Here is a 21,334-nt window from a genome sequence, read left to right as displayed (position 1 = left end):
TCTTAACATATTACAACGTGTGTAAAAACTAACTCAACTATTTTGTATTCATAACTTAATTGTAAGCGTTATTAACTTTTTAAATTATTACAAAAATATTACTCGTTTATACGTTAAGTTATGATTATATACTAGGTCATTTTAAATTATAACACTATATCAACATATTGTTTAAGAAAGTATATATGATTTCTATGAATGTTTCAGTAGAATATGTTAATAAAAAAAGAACTGATATTTTCATATCAGTTCTTTACTTTATTTATGAAGGATCAACTTGTTTTATAGCAGGTTTTTCTAAAGTAATTTCAGTACCATTGCCATTTAAAGTTAATACTACTGTAGTTTCATCTACTGCACGAACAGTACCTTTGATACCGCCGATTGTAGTTACATGTTGGCCAGAACTTACTTGGCTAATCATTTCACGATGCTCTTTCGCTCTTTTCTGCTGTGGTCTGATTAAGAAAAACCACATTAATGCTAATAATAAAATTGGTAATATTAATGAAGTAAATTGCATTATTTTATTTCTCCCTTGTTAAAAGTTTTTTGGGTTGTCTACATTAAGTCCATACTGTTCAAAGAATTCTTCTTTAAAATCAAGAAGACGATCTTCACGAATAGCTTGTCGTACATTTTCCATTAATTTTAGCAAGAAATGTAAATTATGATAAGTAGTAAGACGAATACCAAAAGTTTCTTCTGCTTTAATTAAATGTCTTATGTAAGCTCTACTATAATTTTTACAAGTATAGCAGTCACAATTTTCATCAAGTGGTCCAAAATCTTCTGCATATTTAGCATTTTTAATAGTCACTCGTCCATGTGAAGTCATACAAGTACCGTTACGCGCGATACGTGTTGGTAGTACACAGTCAAACATGTCTATACCTCGAATACTACATTCAATTAATGCATCTGGTGAACCCACACCCATTAAATAACGTGGTTTGTCCTTCGGCATAAATTGTTCTGTGTGTGTCACCATATCGTACATCACTGGCTTAGGCTCTCCTACAGACAAGCCACCTATTGCATATCCTGGAAAATCTAAAGCAACTAATTCCTCAGCGCTTTGTTTTCTAAGATCTTTATATTCTCCGCCTTGTATAATCCCAAACAAAGCTTGATCATCAGGTCTCTTATGTGCTTTCAAACATCTTTCAGCCCATCTAGTGGTTCTTTCAATAGAATCTTTCACATATTTATATTCGGCAGGCATAGGAGGACATTCGTCAAATGCCATCATAATATCTGAACCTAAATCATTTTGAATCTCTGTAGCTTTCTCAGGACTCAAAAATAACTTCGATCCATTCTTATGATGGCGAAACTCTACGCCTTTTTCAGTAATATTTCTCAAATTACTTAAGCTAAATACTTGGAAACCGCCAGAATCAGTCAGTATAGGACCATTCCAGTTCATGAACTGATGTAAGCCCCCACTCTTTTTGATAATATCATTTCCTGGCTGTAACCACAAATGATAAGTGTTCCCTAAAATGATTTTCGCTTCCATTTGATGTAATTCTTCTGGACTCATTGTTTTTACAGTTGCTTTTGTACCTACTGGCATAAACATCGGCGTTTCAAATGATCCGTGCGGTGTGTGTACAATACCTAATCGAGCACCCGATTGCTTACAAGTTTTAATATGCTCATACGTTACTGCTGGCATATAAAATCTCCTTTCATTCCCTAAATAATTAACATTGCATCTCCGAAACTAAAGAATCTGTATTCTGATTTTACCGCTTGCTGATATGCATTTAAAATATAATCTCTACTACTAAAAGCAGATACTAGCATAACAAGCGTTGATTTTGGTAAATGAAAGTTTGTAATTAAACCATCAATTGCCTTAAATGTATAGCCTGGGAAGATAAAGATATCTGTCCAGCCACTTTGAGCTTTAAATACCTCATTCGTTTGCATAATCGTTTCTAGTGTTCTAGTTGATGTCGTACCTACAGAAATCACACGATGTCCTTTAGACTTGGTTTCATTTAATAACTCTGCTGTTTCTTGGTCCATTTGATAATATTCACTATGCATTTCATGGTCGTCAATATTATCTACACTTACAGGTCTAAATGTACCTAAACCAACATGTAACGTAATAAATGCAATGTTAATACCTTTTGCTTTTATACGATTTAATAATTCATCAGTAAAATGTAACCCTGCTGTTGGTGCGGCTGCAGAACCAGATGCTTTGGCGTAAACAGTTTGATAACGATCTTGATCGTCTAAGCGTTCTTTTATATAAGGAGGTAAAGGCATCTCACCAAGCTCATCTAAGCGCTCTTGTAATATGCCCTCGTAATGTAGTCTCATTATACGACCACCTTGGTTTAACTCCTCAATACATTCAGCAACTATCTTACCGTCACCAAACGTTAATTTATTACCAACCTTAATTCTTTTTGCAGGCTTTAATAATACTTCCCAATCATTACCAGAGATTTGTGTCAGCATTAGCATTTCTACTTTTGCACCGGTTTCTTCTTTCAAACCAAACAAACGAGCTGGCATTACTCTTGTATCGTTTAATACAAGCGTGTCACCTTTATCTAAGTAATCAATAACATCTTTAAAATGTTTATGTTCAATATCACCAGTTTGTCTGCCAAGAACTAATAATCTACTCTCATCTCTGTTTTTCAGAGGTGTTTGTGCTATCAACGCTTCAGGCAAATGATAATCAAATGCTTCAATATCCAAACTTATTCCCTCTTTCCATTCTTGCTAAAATGTTCAAATGCATAAGGTGTCGCTTTCCGTCCTCTTGGCGTACGCTCAATAAATCCTTTTTGAATTAAAAAGGGTTCATATACATCTTCAATTGTAATGCGTTCCTCTCCAATAGAAACAGCAATCGTATCTAAACCAACAGGTCCACCTTTATACTGCTGCAATATACAATTCATCATTTTATGATCAATGTAATCTAGCCCTTCATCATCTACTTGTAATAACTGCAGAGATTGCTTTGTAGTATCTATGCTGATTGATTCATCTTCTTTCACTTGTTGAAAATCACGTACACGTTTTAACAAACGATTGGCTACCCTTGGCGTGCCGCGACTACGTTTAGCTAATTCTGTTGCACTTTCCTTATCGATAGACGTACCTAATACTTCTGCGGTACGCACAATGATTTCTTCCAATTCAGGTTCTTCGTAATACTCTAATCTGAGATGAACACCGAATCTATCGCGTAAAGGAGCTGTTAAACTACCTGCTCTTGTAGTAGCACCTATTAAAGTAAAAGGTGGCAAGTCTATACGAATACTTCTCGCTTCTTCTCCTTTACCAATAACGATATCCAAGAAGAAATCTTCCATTGCAGGATATAATACTTCTTCAACAACACTACTTAACCTGTGAATTTCATCAATAAATAAAACGTCTCCTGGTTGTAAACTAGAAAGAATCGCTGCTAAATCACCTGGTCGTTCTACGGACGGCCCAGAAATCGTTCTAATATTCACTTCCATTTCATTCGCAATGATGTTAGACAAAGTCGTTTTACCTAATCCAGGGGGACCAAATAATAGGACATGATCTAACGGTTCTTGTCTCATTTTAGCTGCTTTAATAAACACTTCTAAATTCGATTTAATCGCTGATTGTCCAATATATTGACGTAACCTTGCTGGTCGTAAAGAAAGTTCAAATGAAGTTTCCTCTTCATGTACTGATTGGTCTACCATTCTATCATCCATTACATTCCCCCCTTTTTAAATATAGTAATATTTATGATATAAGTAATTGTAACCCTCTTTTAACTGCATCATCGACCGATTCAAATGATTCTTTAGTTAATGTTTTTTCGACTTTAGTCAATTCACGTTTAGAATAACCTAATGCTTCTAATGCTAGTATTGCTTCATTAACAATTGCAGTTGCACCATTACTATCAATTCCCATGTTTAATAGCTGACTGCTATCTACTTCGTTAATCTGTACTTTACCTTTAAGGTCCAATACAATTTGGCGCGCAGTTTTTTTACCTATTCCAGGGAATTGTGTTAAGTAAGCATCATTTTCGTTCTCGATGGCAATTTTGACGTCATTCGGAGAACTACTTGCTAAAATTGCTAATGCAGATTTCGGACCAATACCAGTTACTTTTATCAAACTTAAAAACATATCTTTTTCTTCTTGATTTATAAAACCATAGAGCAACTGTGCATCTTCTCTTACGATAAGTGAAGTGTGAATCACGACTTCTTGATCCATTTGTTTTTGAAAACGATAAGAATTAGGTGTTTGAATCTCGTATCCTACACCTGATGCTTCAACTACTACATGCGTAGGATTCAATACTGTTAATGTGCCTTTAATATATGCGTACACGTTTACACTTCCTTATATAGTCATACTAATTAATTCTACTTTAGAAATATGATCAATAATTTTTAAAGCTTCCATTACATCATCAATTTCCAAATCCGTGCCCTTGGCATCTAATGAAAGTGTGATTGTTGCTCTACCATCCATTGGAATACTTTGGTGAATTGTTAACACAGATAACTGTAAACTAGATAATGTATTTAATACTTGTGCCAACATGCCTACAATATCATTGACATACAATATTAATGTAAACTCTCTCGTTGATTCCATCTTTTCATCTATCGGAAATATAGTATCTCGATATTTATAAAATGCACTTCTAGATAAATCGAACTGTTTGACTGCTTCAAATATGGACAATGACGGATCGTTTTTTAATACATCTTTAATTTTTAAAGTTTTTACAACTGATTCTGGTAAAACATCTTCTCTAATTAAATAAAACTTTTTATAGTCTTTTTTGTCCAAATTAAGCACTCCTATTCAACAAATTCAAATTCTCCACCAAGTATTCTTACAATATCACCATTTTCACAACCACGTGCTCTCAACGCCTCATCAATGCCCATAGAACGCATTTGTCGTGCGAATCTACGTACTGCAGGGTCGCTATTGAAGTCAGTCATCTTGAACATTCTTTCGATTGCTTTACCACTTACAACGTATGCAGCATCATCATCTCTAGTAATTGTGAAGTTATCTTGACTCGGCGTATGTTTGTACAACACTCTGTTAACACCCAAGTCTTCCTCTTCTTCTTTACTAAAGTCAATGTCTTTTACTTCTTCTAATTTATCTGCAATTGCATATAAAAGTTCATCTATATGATCATGCATCACTGTAGATAAAGGAATAATATGAATACTATCATCATTCAATTCTTCTTTGAAAATTTCTAAATTATCTTCAGCGTTTGGCATATCCATCTTATTTGCTACAACGATTTGAGGTCTCTCTTCTAAACGATGTTCATAAGCACTTAATTCTTCATTAATTACTTTATAATCTTCGAATGGATCGCGACCTTCAGAGCCACTCATATCAATCATATGAACAATAACTTTTGTTCTCTCAACGTGTTTTAAAAATTGATGCCCTAATCCTACACCTTCAGACGCACCTTCAATAAGACCAGGTAAATCTGCCATTACAAAACTTCTTTGATCTTTTGTAGAAACAACACCTAAGTTAGGTTTAATTGTAGTGAAATGATAAGCACCAATTTTCGGTTTGGCTTTAGATACTATTGAGAGCAAGGTAGATTTACCTACACTAGGAAAACCTACTAATCCTACATCGGCTAGTAATTTTAATTCTAATGTAACTTCTATTTCTTCACCTGGTTCTCCATTTTCACTAAAATCAGGTGCAGGGTTTCTTGGAGAAGCGAAACGAGAGTTACCTCGGCCACCACGACCACCCTTAGCTACAGTTGCACGTTGACCATCTTCAACTAAATCTGCAACAACTTCTTCTGTTTCAACATTTTTCACAATTGTGCCTGGCGGCACTTTTAGAACTAAGTGGTCTGCATTTTTACCATGCATATTACTCGTTTGACCAGCGCCACCTCTATTAGCCTTGAAATGTGTTTGATATCTAAAGTCTAATAAAGTTCTTAATCCTTCATCAACTTCAAATATAATTGACGCACCATTACCACCGTCGCCACCAGCTGGACCACCAAATGGAATATATTTCTCTCTACGGTAGGCTGTTATACCATTACCGCCATCACCTGCTTTAAGTGATATTTTAACTTGATCGACAAACATGATTTCACCTCTTTTTCTAAAAACTTAATTTCCATATCTTTTATATTATATCATTATCTTGCCTACTAGAAAATAAAGACAAAAAAATTAACACCAGAAGTCATAACTTCTGGTGTTAATGGTGACAAAAACTACTCAGCTGCTGCGTAAACAGAAACTTGTTTTTTGTCGCGACCTTTACGTTCAAATTTAACAACGCCGTCGATTTTAGCGAATAATGTATCGTCGCCACCACGACCAACATTTTCACCAGGATAGATTTTAGTACCACGTTGGCGGAATAAAATTGATCCACCTGTAACGTATTGACCATCAGCACGTTTAGCTCCTAAACGTTTTGACTCAGAGTCACGGCCGTTTCTTGTAGAACTTACCCCTTTTTTAGATGCGAAGAATTGTAAGTTTAATTTTAACATTGGGTTGCACCTCACTTATAATTTAGTCTGATATTTTCTTTATATTCTTCTTCAATTGTTTGCAATGATACTAACATTGCCTGAAGAATTAATTGCGCTTTTTCATTTGTAGCATCGACACTTCTTACGTGGAAATGTCCACCGTCATCATTGTAATCAATGTCTGGTTTTTCGCTTGTTAATCCCATGATAGCATTAACGCTTCCGAAAATAACTGCGGATGCACCAGCACAAACTATATCATGCCCGTATTCGCCATGTTCTGCATGACCATCCATAATAACATCAGTTACTTGACCAGCTTCGTTCAATGTAACATCAACAGTAATCATAATTAAGCGTTGATTTTGTCGATAGTTAATTTAGTGTAAGGTTGACGATGACCTTTTTTACGTTTTGAGTCTTTACGACGTCTGTAAGTAAATACAGTGATTTTTTTACCGCGTCCTTCTTTATTAGCAGTAGCAGTAACTGTAGCACCCTCAACTGTTGGCGCACCAACTTTAACTGAGTCTCCACCTACAAATAATACTTTGTCAAAAGTGAATGAATCACCTTCGTTTAAATTTAATTTTTCAACGAAGATTTCTTGTCCTTCTTCAACTTTTAATTGTTTTCCACCTGTTTCGATAATAGCAAACATACTTTGCACCTCCTATAATTTTAAGTCACGCCAAATGCAGGTGACATAAATGTACTTGAACCTGAATCTGAGCGGTTGTATGTAGCTATGAACTACTCAACTACTGCATTTTAGCATTAGGATTTCTTACTGTCAATCTTCAATTGCACTTTTCTTAGGAATTTCATAATAATTGGGAATAAAATTGTAAGTAAAATTAAATTTAATATAAATGTAGGTATTAATCTAAATATAATAAAATCTATAAACTCAAAATTAATAAGCCCTAAAATACTATACATAATTGCTACATAAATTTCTAAGAAAACTGTACTCAGTAAAATAATGATAAACAGCATTGTATGATCTCTATAAAATATTTTGAAGAAAAAGTCCATGATGACTACAAATAAAATATAGCCAAATAGGTATAGACCATAAAAGCTGCCGAAATATAAATCTGTAATTAGACCTAATACTACTGATAAAACCAGCGCTACACCAAAACTTCTATACACACTTAGCATCAAAATGTACATGATCGTTAAATGTGGCACGAAAATAATATCTTTATCTCCTATTTGCATTGGTATAACAAGCCCAATTGCAGTATCAATATAAAACAATACAATACCAATAAGAAAGTAGTATAATGCGCGCATTAATTATCCCCGCTTTCATTATCTGGTATTGTTTTTGGGTCTCTTTTAGCAACATAGACGTGGTTTAAGTCTGCTAAACTTGCAGCTGTTTTCACTCTTACTTCTTTAGATAGACCGTACTCATCATTTTCAACCTTAGATACTTCACCTATGTAAATACTGCTAGGAAGTTGATCTGCTAAGCCACTCGTAACAACTTTATCTCCTTTTTTAATACTATCTTTATTATTTATATCTGTAATTACAAGTTCTTCATTCTTAGCATCATAATGATCTATTAAACCAAAAACGTTTTCTCCATCATGTTGAATGTTTACAGACAATCGATTAGCACGTGTGTTCGTTGAGATTAAATCCACTTGAGACGAGAATTGATTCACTTTAGAGATGCGGCCAACTAACCCTTCTGAAGTCATCACAGCCATATTGTTTTCTATTCCATCTTTAGAACCTTGGTTTATAACCAACGTATTCATCCATTGATCAGGATTTCTAGATAATACTGTGCTAGAAATCGGTTCATATTTTGAAATATCTTCAACATCTAATTCTTTTTTGTAAGTTTTATTTTCAGCTTTTAGTCTTTCATTTTCAGCTTCTAATTGCTTTAACTTACTACTTTGTTCTTCTGAACTATCTTTTGCAAAGAGATTACCGATAGATCCTGTTATAAAATGTACAGGATAGCTAACTGCTTTTTGACCAAAAGCAACAGTATCTCCAACATACTGTTCTACTGGTGATTGCGTTTGTGAACGCAAAGATACACCAATTAAGGCTATAAACACAATGATTGCACACAGTATAACAATCAGTTTGTTGTTTTTAAAAAACTTTGACAACCTGAACACCTCTATTAACCAACTATTTTATATTCTTATTACCATTTTATATCACTAGTGTTACGAAATAAAGCACGAACCCTGATATTCCATAACAAAATTTATCCTATATTAAATCAACAGTTTAACTAGATTAAACGGATACGTTTCAAGATTTGATTAAAATGTAATAAATTAAACGATACATTGTATTATAACAATACTTATAGTCAATAGTGTATTAAAAAGTTTTGATTTTGCGAATAGTAATTCAATATATTATTTTTGTTTAAAAATTAATATTAAATACTTTTTGAGGAAAACACATTTATTTATATCTTATATGTTTAATCTTTTTATATACGCTTATATAAGCATTCAAAATGTCTTCAAGTTTCAAACTATAAAAAAAACGCCTCTACTATAAGAGACGTGAACTTACTTTAGTCATTTTCTTTTTCATCTGATTTGTTGTCGTCAGTTGATTTTTTAGCTTTTTTCTCATCTTCTTCATATAATGTTTCTTTTTTACGCCAACGTGCAAATAAATTTTGTGCTTTTGCTTGCTCAGCCATTTTCTTATCTTTAGACTGTTCACTCATAATTGGACACCAACCTTTAACGTTTTTACTTATTTAAGGCTAACGCATTTCACCCTATAATTCAAACGCATTACTCGTAGCTAGATTGTGGTTGTAGTTCAATATGCACTCCTAATTGATTTAAATCTTGTTCCATTTCAATTTCCGTCTTATAAACACGAAGTGAATCTGAGCCAAATTTATAGATAATAAACTCATCGCCACGTTGACCAGCCAAGTATTCATCAGTATAACCCATTCTTTCTAAACCTGAGACTGACATAAACTCTTTTTTATTAATCCAATCAAACACATTTTTCGTTTGACTAAACGGTACATTATTAAGGATGTCATTATCTTCTACTGAATACCGTTTGCCACCAGTCAAATTTTGTTGAGGTGCTTCATTATTCATAGATGGCTTATCATCATGTACTGGGTTCCATTCTTGGTCTTTTAAAAAAGGTGCATATTTTAATGCGAAAAGTACAATTGCTACTATCGCTATGACAGCTATAATGTTTTTTACAATACTGAAAATAAACCGCATGAACCATCCTCCTATTAAGTCACTCTATATTATAATTTTTCACAGTCGAATTATCATCAGTCTCTAGAAGTATTTAAAACTTATCTATAGACTGATGCATACGCCCTATTTTCATAGTACAATGTTTTTAAAGGGAGTGAATACAGAATGAGTATTTTATCAATAATCCTGCTTGCACTCTTAGTCATACTACTATTTAGAGTAGGTTTATCAATTTTAAGATTTATAATATATATTGGAATTATTGTGTTATGTATATATTTGGGTTACCAAGGTATTCTTTGGTTAATGGAGAATTTTAACACTTATTTCAATTTCATAAATTAAAATTTTAGCGCTTAAGGATTAAATTATCCATTAAGCGCATTTTTGTGTTATTAGATTTAAAACATTTAATACTTTTACTTAAAATATGTAAAAACTATAAAGTACTACTAGCAAAACTTAACATATACTATAGAAACTTGTCATTTACTTACTTTCCTACACCATTACTTAACACCTGATAAACATAATAACAGCCACTTAATAATAGTGCCCATATTATCGCTACCACTATAGCACTCAATAAATAAATCCAAATTGAAGTTGATGAATGATTAAATACAACGAATAATATAGTTGTAATAACAACCCCGATAACTGAAACAGCTATGGCAATACCTGTTTTTTTCAAATTAATTGCTTGGCGCTTTTTTGTGAGTTGCATAAGATACACTACAGGTAACAATAACCCGATTAATAAGATACTTCCCAATATATAATCCTCCTTATATAACAACTTGATTATACATTACCTTGACGCATACCGGAAGATTAATGTGTCTCATAAAACAAATCAATCATATGTAAAAAGACACCCTTTCAATATCAGGATGTCTTTAATATATAATGTTACTTTAAATGCTTAAACAAATTCTTCATATTCACGTGGGTTTTGATCTTCAACACGACCGCTTTCACCTTGATCTAAGTCATCAATCTTATCCAAGTCTTCTTGTTCTAATTCAAAATCAAGATAATTATAGTTTTCTTGTTGATGTACATCATCACTTGATTTAACAATTGGAAATACATGGTTTTGATTAACCCAGTTAATAATTACTTGAGCAGGTGTACGCTCATATTTATCAGCAATAGCCTTAATCGTATCGTTCGTAAGAACATCATTAATTTCACGACCTAAAGGGCTCCAAGCTTCTGATAAAACACCTCTTTTATCATTTTCTGCTATTAAATCTTTATTATTGAAATACGGGTGAATTTCTATTTGATTAGTAGCTGGTGTCACTCCTGTTGCTTCAATAATTTCATCTAAATGTTCAGGCATAAAATTAGAAACACCAATTGTTTTAATTAAACCATATTTCTGTGCATCGACTAATGCTTTCCAAGCCTCAACGTATTGACCTTGTTTGGGATTCGGCCAATGTATTAAATATTTATCAAAATAGTCTAAGCCTGTACGATAAAGTGACTCTTGAATAAGATTAATAGCTTTATCATATTCATGTGCAGCGCCTGGTAATTTAGCACTTACATAAATCTGTTCTCGAGGTATTGACGATCGACGAATTGCCTCGCCCACCATACCTTCATTGTTATAATTAGTTGAAGTATCTATTAAGCTGTAGCCTATATCAATTGCATTTATTACTTGATTAACGCCTTTTCCGCCTTGAATATTAACCGTTCCTAATCCTATATGAGGTAAAGTTGATCCATCATTTAAACGAAACTCATCATACATCGTCATTAATAATCCTACCCTTCTTCCATATATTTAAAAATCAGCCTAAATAAACTGATTATATATAATCGTTACTTTCTATTTCTACCCGTTTTAATACTTTAATAATCTGGGGAAACATTTGGACAATCAAAACCGATGGATGTTTTGATTTATATAATCGTTATATTGTTTTTTCAATGGCAAAAGACAAACTAAGAAATAACTGTATTAGTTTGTCTCTTTTTTGATATATAGTTAGTTTTTAGTATTCATTACTCTCTACTTCATACTTAATATTTAATTTTTTTAATAACTTATTTATTTCCAATTCCAATAACGGTTGCTCAATGTCTCTAATTAAATTTATATATAACTTATTATCATAACTTAACATACTACAGTTGTATGGTGTCCGTGATCTAGTGTTAAGTATACAATCTACTCTATCTATATATTTATCCATTTCCGATGGTATCCGAATTAATCCTAAATTCGATAGCGTTAAACATGTTGTTTTTTCACTATATAAAAATGAACGCTTAAGAAAAATTTGCTTGAGAAATAATGGCATCATTTTGATGAATATATTATTTTGTATGCTCACATTTTTTTGAATCCTTGTTCGTAAATTATCTTCTGATAATCCTGACTTAAGTTGATTATCAATAGTTTTAATAATTTCATTTAAACTATAATCTTGAACTTTAGGATTAATTTGAGGTTTCATATAGAGGACAAAATTACGTAACGTGTTTTTATGGAACACATTTCTTAAATCAATAGGCAAGAAGATTTTAATATCTTTCTGACTTTGCATTTTCATTTCCTCTTTTTGCAGATTTATTAACCCCATAATTATCATTGAAGCTACTAAAACAGTTAAACTTATATTCATGTCTTTAGCTATTTTCTTTATATCTACTATATCAATAATATATTTTTCTGTTTTTAATTTGTTTATTGTCTTTCCTTTTAATTGGTACACTTGGTTATTCTTGAAAATAACTTTATTTCTTTGTTTTATTTTAATATCTTTATAGTTGTCTGCTATTTCATCTTTACTAGGGTGCTCATTAATATCTAGTATATCTTCTCTATCTTTTAAATGTAGATTTTCTTTTCGTTTAAGGTATTCATAAACTAATGATTTCAAAAACACCATACCACCCTTACCATCAGTCAATGAATGAAACAATTCAACATGTACACTTTTTTCTGAATATAATACGCGAAAACTACTTTTATATAAATCTTTTTTAGACATATACTTTAATAGTTTTGTGTCTTTTTCTATATTGGGTGCTTTATAAACTGGTTCTAGATAATACCAAAACATACCTTTGGATATTCTAGCTGCAATTGTAGGGAATCTTTCTGTAACTACATTTAAAGCCTCTTGTAATATGACTGGATTTATTTCTTCTTTCAAAGTAAAAGATAACCTGAATATATTTAACCAGCTTTTGTTATGAGAAGCCATATGAATAATTGCTGTGTTATCAAGTTTTACTTTATACTTTTTTCGATTATGCATATATTACACTCCTCTTAATAGTTTAGACTACCCATAAATCTTGTATATAAATTTTCTATAAATAACATATTAAAAAGCAATTTCATAACAAAATTCTAGTTTTCTATAATAATCATTTTCTACAAAATCAGTAGGTTTAACCTTAGTATTATTTGCTTCAAAATATTCAAGGTTAGCTATTTTCAAAATGCTGTATACAAATTGAGAACAAAACATAATATTAGGTCTAATAGATGCCTTAGTTACAAGTCCTACTAAATTATAAGCACTGCCGGCGTTATTTATTTCATTGATTTTTTCAATTATACGTTTCTTTTGTTCTTTTGTAGCTTTAATTTTATATACCATTATACTAGCGTCACTTTTTTTATTAAAAGACTCTAATTGTTCTTGGTTTAATCCAGGTAGAGTTAAATTTTCTCCACCATTGTAACTTATTGTTGTTTTCAGTTCTTTATCTAAACTAAGAGAAACATGATTATAATTTTTTTGAGTAAAAAGTGAAATTAATTCACTTGCAGAACTACCTGTGCTAGATAAAACAATATACAAATTTTCATCATTTAAACTTTTTTCACATTCCGCGAAATAACTTTCACTCAGTGAATTTCTATTTAAATATTTAATATAACTATGCCTAGGAATATCATTCGCAACTTCATGAATATTTTCTTTAGATAAAGCAGTTTTACTTTTACTAACATTCTTTTTTAAACTGTTCCTTTTGTTATTTATTTCTCTAATCATATCAAAACTAATTGATGTTTTACTGATCATTGAAAATTGATGTTCAAGTGTGTATATATAATGTAAGTATCTTACAAAGAATGGTACAAAAATGATAATAATACCAATGACATTTTTCACTAAAAAGGCGAGCCAAATACTACTATTATTAAAAAATGTAGAAGCTATAAAAACTTCTTGTAGAATTAAGATTAAAGTGTATATTGAAACGAACATGATTTTCACTTTCCATGCGTTCTTCGACGCCAATATATGTATAATAAGAATTGCAGCTGATAAAGCAAATATGACTGCAAATATAGCAGTTGACTTAGTAAATAATAAAGACATTAATAAAATAATAATTAAAAATTGGATCAGTAATAAATATACTTTTTTGACTCTCATATAAATGTTCTCCTCCATAACTTTCTTTAATATATAGTATATTTAAAAAATCAACAATCTAAACGGTCTTTTAATTATCAAATTAATATGTTTTTAAAATATAGAACAAGTAGCTTATGTTCTACACATGTAAATGAGTCAAACTTGGAAACAGGGCTAAATTATTTCAGTTACTCAAATAGTCTTCAGTCAAAATACCCTTCTTCAACCATGCTTAAATAAGTATGGTCACCTATAATAATGTGGTCTAATAAATCAATTCCTAGCACTTGACCACATTCTTTTAACCTTTCAGTAGTTTTAATATCCTCGGTTGAAGGCGTAACATCACCTGAAGGATGGTTGTGTAATACAATAATGGCGTTACTCGCACATTTAACAGCTTCACTAAATATTTCTCTTGGATGTACAATTGAGCTATTTAAAGTGCCAATAAATATAGTCTTTTGCTTAATAATTACGTTTTTAGAATTTAAAAACAACGCTATAAATTTCTCTTGTGTCAAATGCTCCATTTTGCCCATCATGAAATCTGCGACATCTTTAGGGCTTGAAATTTGAATCTTATCGTCTACGCTACCTGAATGCATGCGTTCTCCTAACTCAAATGCTGCTTTCAAAATAAGCGCTTTATATAAACCTACACCTTTGATTTTATTTAAGTCACTGATAGATAACCTTTTTAATTCTTTTAAGTTGCCAACTGTCTTCAACAATTCGTTTGCAATATCTAAACTGGAACTCCCTTTTCGACCAGTATTAATGAGTATAGCTAATAACTCAGCATGCGATAAATGCGAGGCACCATAGCTTAACAAACGTTCTCTCGGTTTCTGATTATCTGCTAGTTCATTTATTCTCAAATTAGACCCTCTCCTAAAGTTAAATATTGATGAGACACCATCGTTAAATTAAAAGCAACAAAAATAAAAGGTATAAGTGGTATTCTTTGCTTTAAATTACGAAAAAGTATCATACTAACTAAAGCAAAAATCCCCCCACAAATAAACGTAAAAAACATTGTTAACACAAAATCTGGATATGGTAGTAAATAAGATAGCAATGAAAAAAGAAGTATGTCACCGTAACCAATGCCGTGACGTATTAAAAAATAAAAAAGGTGTAATATCGTAGTCATGATTAAGCAGTGGTATACATTTCCTTGTGCAATAAAATAGGCACATAACGAAAATATAATGTACAGATGGAGTGGCAGCGCAAAAGTTTTGATGTCATACATAGTAAATACAAGTAGGAATATATATATAAGTATAAAGGTGGTGTGATCTAAAGGAAATGATAAGTAAGAAAGTATAAATGCAGGAACAATAGATAATAATTCTCCAATTAAATATAAAGAACTCAACTTACTTTGACAGCAACTGCTTCTTCCCTTTAAACACAAAAAGCTTAAAATTGGTATCATTTCGGTAAATTTAAGTACGCTTTGACAATAATCACAACGAGAACGTAAGGTAAAGTATTTTAACCTTAATTGATTTACATGGCTCAACTGGTACAAATAACTAAATAGAACTGGACATAATAAAAGTTGTTTAATCAATGATGTGCCTCCTTATAAAAATTATAGCACGTCCATTTTAATTTAATAACAAAATTATCACTTAATTAAAAATTTTAATTGCAAACTTGTTAAAATGAATTTTCAGTACACAAAAAGCGCTGTAATCTCTACAATTTAAAGGGAAAAGCATTTAAATAAAATAGAAATTACGCGCTTATGTATGTGTAATAATTATATGCATATTTAACTAGGGAATACAGAAAGACACAATCAGACACTCTGTATTTATTAATTAATATGTTATTTGTTGTTGTTACTTTTAAAAATAAAGTAAATAATTATTTTTCGATACTATTTTTTCTTAACTTCTTCTACTGTTTCTTCGACTTCTTTACGTGTTATTTTTTCACGGCCATTTTTCATAGCTTTCAAAGATTTATGTGCAAGCGCTAATGGTAAACGTGCGAATAATATAATCGTTCTCTTATGGATTGAATTGATATATGCATCTGCTTTTGCTAAGTTTTCATCTGCGTAATCAAACAGGTCTGCACGAGTCCAACCATCCGGTACAAAACTCACACCACGTTCATCTAAATCTTCTTTCTCATTTCGTAAAATGTTAACAGCTTGAAGTCCACGTCCATAACCAATGGCTAAATCGCGGTCTGTTTTTTCACCAGCACACAATTCCCATAGCTCTGATAGCATGACACCGACACGCCCTGCAACGTAATATGTATATTCATCTAAATCTTCGCGTGTATGAACATCCCAGTTTGCTTTCGCCCATTTAGCCATACCGAATGCCATCTCGCTCGAACAATCTAAAACGATTGGCAAAGTTCTGTCGGGACATGCGTCTATCCACTCACTTAAACGTAGTGTAACTTCAGGCATAATATCTCTCACAGGGCCAAGAATCTCTAGATATTTTTCTTCATCAAAAGGTTCTTTAAACAATTCACTCACTTGCATTAAAATTGTATATTTTAAATCATTATCTACTTCTTCATGATCCTCAATCTCATCAATTGCTCGTAGTATTAAATATGCAGATGCTACTGAATGTTTTAATTCTTTTTCTAAAAAGGTAATCGGAATATAAAACGTACGGCTTGTTTCTTTCAGTACGCGCATTGCATCCTTTGGAAATTTCTTTTCTGTCATGTTAATCTTTCCCTCCCTTTTTTAAATACTATCATATTATTACAAATTAAAATAGGAATTGCTAAATAGCTAAAAAATCAACAATAATTATTCGCGTTAAACGACACATTAATTACAATTTACACAAATAATCAAACAAATCTTCACTTTTCATAAAACTATTATATAAAAAAGCCAGTTACTTTTACATTAAAGTCAGAATAAATCATTAATCCTGACTCAATAACGCTAAATAATAACTAGCTTTCTTATTGAATAACTCTTTATTTAATTAAAATCAGCACAGTTTCACTATTGTTTAATAAAATCTAAAAATTAACTTTTGCTTTAACTTCACTAATGAAATATAAACTTCCAGTTATGATTAATCCATCACCTTCATATGTTTCAATAAACTTCACATAATCATCAACAAGTTCTTTTTGATCAAATCGTATTTCTTCAAAAATAGCGTCTTTAGTTAATGCACGAGGAAAATCAAAATCAGTAACATAAAACGTTGAAGCAATTGTTTTAAGTTGGTCTACCATCGTATTAATTGGCTTCCCTTTTACTGCAGAAAACAAGATATCTAGACTATCAACGTGATAATAATCCTTCATTGTACTAATCAAAGCCTCAACACTTTCAACATTATGTGCGCCATCAACAATCATCAAAGGCTTTTCTTTAACTTGCTCAATTCTCCCAGTCCAGCTTACTGATTCAATACCATCTATCATCTTGTTGAAATCTAAATCAACAATGCCTGATTCGTTTAGTTCAATAAGTGCAGTTATTGCTAAAGCTGCATTTTCTTTTTGATGCTCACCCAACATATTTAATAGTAAGGTTTCTAATTCATAGTCTTTATAACGATAAGTAAATTCTTCTTCTTGTGAAACGATACTAATATCGCGATCAAACTCTATACCTTCAGTATTCTGTTGCTCAACACAACCACGAATTACTTTAAGCGCATCTTCATTTTTCACTGCATAGATAATTGGTGTATTAGGTTTGACGATTGCGCCTTTATCTTTTGCTATATCAGTATAAGTATCCCCTAGAATTTCAATGTGGTCTAGTCCTATACTTGTGAGAATTGTTAATATCGGTTTAAAAACGTTCGTTGAATCGTTTTTTATCCCTAATCCCGCTTCAACTATTACAAAGTCAACTGGGTGTAATTCACCAAAGTATAAAAACATCATCGTAGTAATGATTTCAAATTCAGTGGCTGTTCCAAGCTCTGTTTCAACTTCTAATGCTTCGCTTACTGGCTTTACTTTTTGAACTAATTCAACAATATTATCATCACTAATCGGTATCCCATTTAAACTTATACGCTCATTAAAGGTTTCAATAAATGGCGAAGTGAAAGTACCCACTTCATATCCATTATCAACAAGCGCTGATCTTAAATATGCAACTGTGGATCCTTTTCCATTCGTGCCACCTACATGAATACCATTTATATTAAATTGAGGATTGTTTAATCGTTCCAACATCCATTCCATACGCTTAATGCCTGGTTTAATGCCAAATTTAGTTCTTTCATGTATCCAATATAAGCTATCTAGGTAATTCATGTTTAGGACTCCTATGCTTTTAATTGATTAATTCGTAATTTAACACCCTCGTATTTTTCTTGATACGTTTGTTTTTTCTCACGTTCTTCATTGATTACTTTTTCAGGTGCTTTATTAACGAAGTTATCGTTTGCTAATTTTTTATTAACACGATCCAATTCTTTTTCCCATTTCCCAAGTTCGTTTTCTAATCTCTCAATCTCTTTATCCATGTCGATTAAACCTTCAAGTGGTAAAACAACTTCACCAGCTGTAGTAATAGATGTCATCGCTTTTTCAGGTATTTCAACTGCTGTATCGATTGTAAGTTCACTAGGATGACAGAATCTATCTATATAATTTGAATTATTTACTAGCGTATCTTTAACATTTTCATCTTTTGCTTTAATGAAAATAGGTATTGCTTTAGATAATGGTGTGTTTACTTCCAGGCGTGATTGTCTAACAGATTTAATTATTTCAACAAGTTGTTGCATCGTTTCTTTACTTTCATCAAAAATCAATGCATCGTTCACTTTAGGCCAAGGTGCATTAACAATTGTTTCACCTTCATGTGGCAGATTTTGCCAAATTTGTTCAGTAACAAATGGCATGAATGGGTGTAACATTCTCATTGTATTATCTAACACATAAGTTAGTACAGAACGCGTTACTTGTTTCTGTGCTTCATCATCGCTATTCATTGGTATTTTACTCATTTCAATATACCAATCACAGAAATCATCCCAAATGAAGTTATAAAGCGTACGACCAACTTCACCAAACTCATACTTGTCACTTAAATCTGTAACGTTAGCAATCGTTTCATTTAAGCGCGTTAAAATCCACTTATCTGCTAATGATAGATTACCTGATAAGTCTACATCTTCAACTTTAAAGTCATCCCCAATATTCATTAAACTGAATCGAGCTGCATTCCAAATTTTATTGATAAAATTCCATACAGATTCAACTTTTTCAGTAGAGTAACGTAAATCATGACCTGGTGAAGAACCAGTTGCTAAGAAATATCTTAGGCTATCTGCACCATACTCATCGATAACATCCATTGGATCAACACCGTTACCTAGAGATTTACTCATTTTACGTCCATCTTCTGCACGGACCAATCCATGTAATAATACATCATCGAAAGGACGTTTTCCAGTAAATTCTAATCCTTGAAAGATCATTCTTGCCACCCAGAAGAAGATGATGTCATAACCAGTTACTAATGCATTCGTTGGGAAGTAGCGCTGGAAGTCTTCAGCTTCAACGTCTGGCCAACCTAACGTTGAGAATGGCCATAATGCACTAGAGAACCATGTGTCTAATACATCTTCATCTTGTGTCCAATTTTCAATATCTTCTGGTGCTGCTTCACCGACGTAAATTTCGCCAGTTTCATTGTGATACCATGCAGGAATTTGATGTCCCCACCATAATTGACGTGAAATTGTCCAATCTCTAATTTCTTCCATCCAACGGTTAAATGTTTTTTCAAATCTTGCAGGTACAAAATCGATTCTATCATCTGTTTTTTGATTATCTAATGCTTGCTCTGCTAAAGGTTTCATTTTTACAAACCATTGTGTAGATAAATAAGGTTCTACAACTGCACCAGAACGTTCAGAATGACCAACAGAATGTTCATGCTCTTCTATTTTAATAACTAAACCTTCAGATTCTAAATCTTTTACAAGCTGTTCACGACAGTCAAATCTATCTAAACCTTCGTATTTACCAGCTTTGTCATTCATTTTACCAGATTCATCCATAACAATAATGCGTTCTAAGTCATGACGGTTACCGATTTCAAAGTCATTTGGATCATGCGCAGGTGTTACTTTCATAGCACCACTACCGAATTCAATATCTACATAATCATCTGCTAAGATAGGCAATTCTCTACCTAGGATTGGTAATATAACTTTTTTGCCAATGATATCTTTATAACGATCATCATTAGGATTCACAACAATCGCAGTATCACCTAACATTGTTTCAGGACGTGTTGTAGCGATTTCTATATAGCCTTCACCATCTGCATAAGGATATTTAAAATGATAAAATTTACCTTGTACGTCTTCATGAATAACTTCAATATCTGATAACGCAGTACGAGCGATGGGATCCCAGTTAATAATATATTCTCCGCGATAGATTAAATCTTTCTTATACATATCAACGAATACTTTATTAACTGCTTTACTCAATCCTTCATCCAATGTAAATCTTTCTCTGCTGTAATCTAAACCTAATCCTAGTTTAGCCCATTGTTTTCTAATAAATGTAGCGTATTCTTCTTTCCAATCCCAGGCTTGTTCAAGGAATTTTTCACGACCTAAATCATGACGAGATAATCCTTGCTCATTTAATTTAGCTTCTACTTTGGCTTGTGTTGCTATACCAGCATGGTCCATACCAGGTAAATACAAAGTATCGTAACCTTGCATACGTTTCATACGTGTCAATATATCTTGCAACGTTGTATCCCATGCATGTCCTAGGTGTAATTTACCCGTTACATTTGGTGGTGGGATAACAATTGTGTATGTTTCTTTTGTATTATCTTCAGACGCTTTAAAATAGCCCTTATCAAGCCATTCTTCATAGCGCCCTGACTCAACTTCGTTCGGATTATATTTTGGTTTCATTTCCATTCGTTAAAATCCTCCTTAAAATAAAAAATCCGCCCTATAAATATATAGGACGGATTTCCCGTGGTACCACCTAAATTCAAGAAATTAGTTCACTAATTTCAAGCACTTAAAATTATGATTAACGCTCAAACACGCTTTAACCTATTTTACATACAATTACATTGTAGTATTTCAGCTAAAGTTCAATGTGGGCTACCTTCAATAAGTTAAACTGTACATTCTCAGCATACATGT

Annotated in this window: 24 protein-coding genes and 2 other annotated features (1 of these 26 running past the window's edge); of the genes, 1 reads left to right on the top strand and 23 read right to left on the bottom strand. The window is 32.2% G+C overall.

Features of this window, described 5'->3' with window-relative positions:
* Positions 1-262 precede the first annotated feature (262 nt).
* From yajC to AAA453_RS07630, 14 genes are all read right to left on the bottom strand, one after another.
* Entirely contained in the window at positions 263-523 is a 261-nt protein-coding gene (yajC, locus tag AAA453_RS07695) for a preprotein translocase subunit YajC (RefSeq protein WP_002507416.1), read from the bottom strand.
* 18 nt (positions 524-541) lie between these two features.
* Complete coding sequence (gene tgt, locus AAA453_RS07690) at positions 542-1,681, bottom strand: tRNA guanosine(34) transglycosylase Tgt (protein ID WP_427704293.1); 1,140 nt, start codon at positions 1,679-1,681, stop codon at positions 542-544.
* A gap of 20 nt (positions 1,682-1,701) precedes the next feature.
* On the bottom strand, positions 1,702-2,727 hold the full coding sequence (gene queA / locus AAA453_RS07685; protein WP_427704291.1) for a tRNA preQ1(34) S-adenosylmethionine ribosyltransferase-isomerase QueA: 1,026 nt from the start codon (positions 2,725-2,727) through the stop codon (positions 1,702-1,704).
* A gap of 2 nt (positions 2,728-2,729) precedes the next feature.
* A complete protein-coding gene (gene ruvB, locus AAA453_RS07680) occupies positions 2,730-3,731 on the bottom strand; it encodes a Holliday junction branch migration DNA helicase RuvB (RefSeq protein ID WP_427704290.1) in 1,002 nt (333 codons plus the stop codon).
* 31 nt (positions 3,732-3,762) lie between these two features.
* Positions 3,763-4,365 carry a Holliday junction branch migration protein RuvA gene (ruvA, locus tag AAA453_RS07675; RefSeq protein ID WP_427704288.1) on the bottom strand — a complete coding sequence of 201 codons (603 nt, stop codon included), beginning with the start codon at positions 4,363-4,365 and terminating at the stop codon, positions 3,763-3,765.
* Positions 4,366-4,377: 12 nt separating this feature from the next.
* Complete coding sequence (locus AAA453_RS07670) at positions 4,378-4,833, bottom strand: ACT domain-containing protein (protein WP_040762881.1); 456 nt, start codon at positions 4,831-4,833, stop codon at positions 4,378-4,380.
* An 11-nt stretch (positions 4,834-4,844) separates the two neighbouring features.
* A complete protein-coding gene (gene obgE / locus AAA453_RS07665) occupies positions 4,845-6,140 on the bottom strand; it encodes a GTPase ObgE (protein ID WP_021339114.1) in 1,296 nt (431 codons plus the stop codon).
* 131 nt (positions 6,141-6,271) lie between these two features.
* A complete protein-coding gene (gene rpmA, locus AAA453_RS07660; RefSeq protein ID WP_002507409.1) occupies positions 6,272-6,556 on the bottom strand; it encodes a 50S ribosomal protein L27 in 285 nt (94 codons plus the stop codon).
* Positions 6,557-6,567: 11 nt separating this feature from the next.
* A complete protein-coding gene (locus AAA453_RS07655; RefSeq protein WP_002507408.1) occupies positions 6,568-6,888 on the bottom strand; it encodes a ribosomal-processing cysteine protease Prp in 321 nt (106 codons plus the stop codon).
* A 2-nt stretch (positions 6,889-6,890) separates the two neighbouring features.
* A complete protein-coding gene (rplU, locus tag AAA453_RS07650) occupies positions 6,891-7,199 on the bottom strand; it encodes a 50S ribosomal protein L21 (RefSeq protein ID WP_065338186.1) in 309 nt (102 codons plus the stop codon).
* A 13-nt stretch (positions 7,200-7,212) separates the two neighbouring features.
* Positions 7,213-7,286, bottom strand: a sequence feature (ribosomal protein L21 leader region).
* A gap of 29 nt (positions 7,287-7,315) precedes the next feature.
* Positions 7,316-7,840 (bottom strand): rod shape-determining protein MreD, encoded by a 525-nt coding sequence (gene mreD, locus AAA453_RS07645; RefSeq protein WP_427704287.1) that lies wholly within the window; start codon positions 7,838-7,840, stop codon positions 7,316-7,318.
* A complete protein-coding gene (gene mreC / locus AAA453_RS07640; RefSeq protein WP_285323317.1) occupies positions 7,840-8,682 on the bottom strand; it encodes a rod shape-determining protein MreC in 843 nt (280 codons plus the stop codon). Before mreC ends, mreD begins: the two co-directional genes overlap by 1 nt.
* A gap of 422 nt (positions 8,683-9,104) precedes the next feature.
* Entirely contained in the window at positions 9,105-9,263 is a 159-nt protein-coding gene (locus tag AAA453_RS07635; RefSeq protein WP_141714362.1) for a hypothetical protein, read from the bottom strand.
* A 70-nt stretch (positions 9,264-9,333) separates the two neighbouring features.
* The gene (locus AAA453_RS07630; RefSeq protein ID WP_046465511.1) at positions 9,334-9,792 is read right to left on the bottom strand and encodes a DUF4930 family protein; all 459 of its coding nucleotides are present in this window, start codon (positions 9,790-9,792) and stop codon (positions 9,334-9,336) included.
* 147 nt (positions 9,793-9,939) lie between these two features.
* Here AAA453_RS07630 and AAA453_RS07625 point away from each other — a divergent pair, with 147 nt between their 5' ends.
* A complete protein-coding gene (locus AAA453_RS07625) occupies positions 9,940-10,119 on the top strand; it encodes a hypothetical protein (RefSeq protein WP_071561853.1) in 180 nt (59 codons plus the stop codon).
* A 148-nt stretch (positions 10,120-10,267) separates the two neighbouring features.
* Here the strand turns inward: AAA453_RS07625 and AAA453_RS07620 are convergent, their stop codons facing one another.
* From AAA453_RS07620 to AAA453_RS07580, 9 genes are all read right to left on the bottom strand, one after another.
* Positions 10,268-10,549, bottom strand: a complete 282-nt coding sequence (locus tag AAA453_RS07620) for a hypothetical protein (RefSeq protein WP_427704285.1) — start codon at positions 10,547-10,549, stop codon at positions 10,268-10,270.
* A 150-nt stretch (positions 10,550-10,699) separates the two neighbouring features.
* Positions 10,700-11,548, bottom strand: a complete 849-nt coding sequence (locus tag AAA453_RS07615; protein WP_427704283.1) for an aldo/keto reductase — start codon at positions 11,546-11,548, stop codon at positions 10,700-10,702.
* Between the two features lie 238 nt (positions 11,549-11,786).
* Entirely contained in the window at positions 11,787-13,058 is a 1,272-nt protein-coding gene (locus AAA453_RS07610) for a hypothetical protein (RefSeq protein ID WP_427704281.1), read from the bottom strand.
* 69 nt (positions 13,059-13,127) lie between these two features.
* On the bottom strand, positions 13,128-14,192 hold the full coding sequence (locus AAA453_RS07605) for a hypothetical protein (protein WP_427704279.1): 1,065 nt from the start codon (positions 14,190-14,192) through the stop codon (positions 13,128-13,130).
* A 185-nt stretch (positions 14,193-14,377) separates the two neighbouring features.
* Positions 14,378-15,055, bottom strand: a complete 678-nt coding sequence (gene radC / locus AAA453_RS07600; RefSeq protein WP_427704278.1) for a RadC family protein — start codon at positions 15,053-15,055, stop codon at positions 14,378-14,380.
* The gene (locus AAA453_RS07595) at positions 15,052-15,756 is read right to left on the bottom strand and encodes a prepilin peptidase (protein ID WP_427704277.1); all 705 of its coding nucleotides are present in this window, start codon (positions 15,754-15,756) and stop codon (positions 15,052-15,054) included. The genes radC and AAA453_RS07595 overlap by 4 nt, the downstream gene beginning before the upstream one ends.
* A gap of 312 nt (positions 15,757-16,068) precedes the next feature.
* Positions 16,069-16,887 carry a squalene/phytoene synthase family protein gene (locus tag AAA453_RS07590; RefSeq protein ID WP_427704276.1) on the bottom strand — a complete coding sequence of 273 codons (819 nt, stop codon included), beginning with the start codon at positions 16,885-16,887 and terminating at the stop codon, positions 16,069-16,071.
* A gap of 308 nt (positions 16,888-17,195) precedes the next feature.
* Entirely contained in the window at positions 17,196-18,458 is a 1,263-nt protein-coding gene (locus tag AAA453_RS07585; protein WP_427704274.1) for a bifunctional folylpolyglutamate synthase/dihydrofolate synthase, read from the bottom strand.
* Positions 18,459-18,469: 11 nt separating this feature from the next.
* Entirely contained in the window at positions 18,470-21,100 is a 2,631-nt protein-coding gene (locus AAA453_RS07580; protein ID WP_285323328.1) for a valine--tRNA ligase, read from the bottom strand.
* A gap of 42 nt (positions 21,101-21,142) precedes the next feature.
* Positions 21,143-21,334, bottom strand: a binding site (T-box leader) (it continues 50 nt past the right edge of the window).

This window comes from Staphylococcus parequorum (assembly GCF_039237145.1).
Taxonomy (GTDB): domain Bacteria; phylum Bacillota; class Bacilli; order Staphylococcales; family Staphylococcaceae; genus Staphylococcus; species Staphylococcus equorum_A.
This window is presented reverse-complemented; position numbering and strand designations above follow the sequence as displayed.

Excerpts from the sequence above, each read along its gene's own strand:
- yajC (WP_002507416.1), bottom strand. The coding sequence starts at position 523 with ATGCAATTTACTTCATTAATATTACCAATTTTATTATTAGCATTAATG.
- tgt (WP_427704293.1), bottom strand. The coding sequence starts at position 1,681 with ATGCCAGCAGTAACGTATGAGCATATTAAAACTTGTAAGCAATCGGGT.
- ruvB (WP_427704290.1), bottom strand. The coding sequence starts at position 3,731 with ATGGATGATAGAATGGTAGACCAATCAGTACATGAAGAGGAAACTTCA.
- obgE (WP_021339114.1), bottom strand. The coding sequence starts at position 6,140 with ATGTTTGTCGATCAAGTTAAAATATCACTTAAAGCAGGTGATGGCGGT.
- rpmA (WP_002507409.1), bottom strand. The coding sequence starts at position 6,556 with ATGTTAAAATTAAACTTACAATTCTTCGCATCTAAAAAAGGGGTAAGT.
- AAA453_RS07655 (WP_002507408.1), bottom strand. The coding sequence starts at position 6,888 with ATGATTACTGTTGATGTTACATTGAACGAAGCTGGTCAAGTAACTGAT.
- rplU (WP_065338186.1), bottom strand. The coding sequence starts at position 7,199 with ATGTTTGCTATTATCGAAACAGGTGGAAAACAATTAAAAGTTGAAGAA.
- mreD (WP_427704287.1), bottom strand. The coding sequence starts at position 7,840 with ATGCGCGCATTATACTACTTTCTTATTGGTATTGTATTGTTTTATATT.
- AAA453_RS07635 (WP_141714362.1), bottom strand. The coding sequence starts at position 9,263 with ATGAGTGAACAGTCTAAAGATAAGAAAATGGCTGAGCAAGCAAAAGCA.
- AAA453_RS07630 (WP_046465511.1), bottom strand. The coding sequence starts at position 9,792 with ATGCGGTTTATTTTCAGTATTGTAAAAAACATTATAGCTGTCATAGCG.
- AAA453_RS07625 (WP_071561853.1), top strand. The coding sequence starts at position 9,940 with ATGAGTATTTTATCAATAATCCTGCTTGCACTCTTAGTCATACTACTA.
- AAA453_RS07615 (WP_427704283.1), bottom strand. The coding sequence starts at position 11,548 with ATGACGATGTATGATGAGTTTCGTTTAAATGATGGATCAACTTTACCT.
- AAA453_RS07610 (WP_427704281.1), bottom strand. The coding sequence starts at position 13,058 with ATGCATAATCGAAAAAAGTATAAAGTAAAACTTGATAACACAGCAATT.
- AAA453_RS07605 (WP_427704279.1), bottom strand. The coding sequence starts at position 14,192 with ATGAGAGTCAAAAAAGTATATTTATTACTGATCCAATTTTTAATTATT.
- AAA453_RS07590 (WP_427704276.1), bottom strand. The coding sequence starts at position 16,887 with ATGACAGAAAAGAAATTTCCAAAGGATGCAATGCGCGTACTGAAAGAA.
- AAA453_RS07585 (WP_427704274.1), bottom strand. The coding sequence starts at position 18,458 with ATGAATTACCTAGATAGCTTATATTGGATACATGAAAGAACTAAATTT.
- AAA453_RS07580 (WP_285323328.1), bottom strand. The coding sequence starts at position 21,100 with ATGGAAATGAAACCAAAATATAATCCGAACGAAGTTGAGTCAGGGCGC.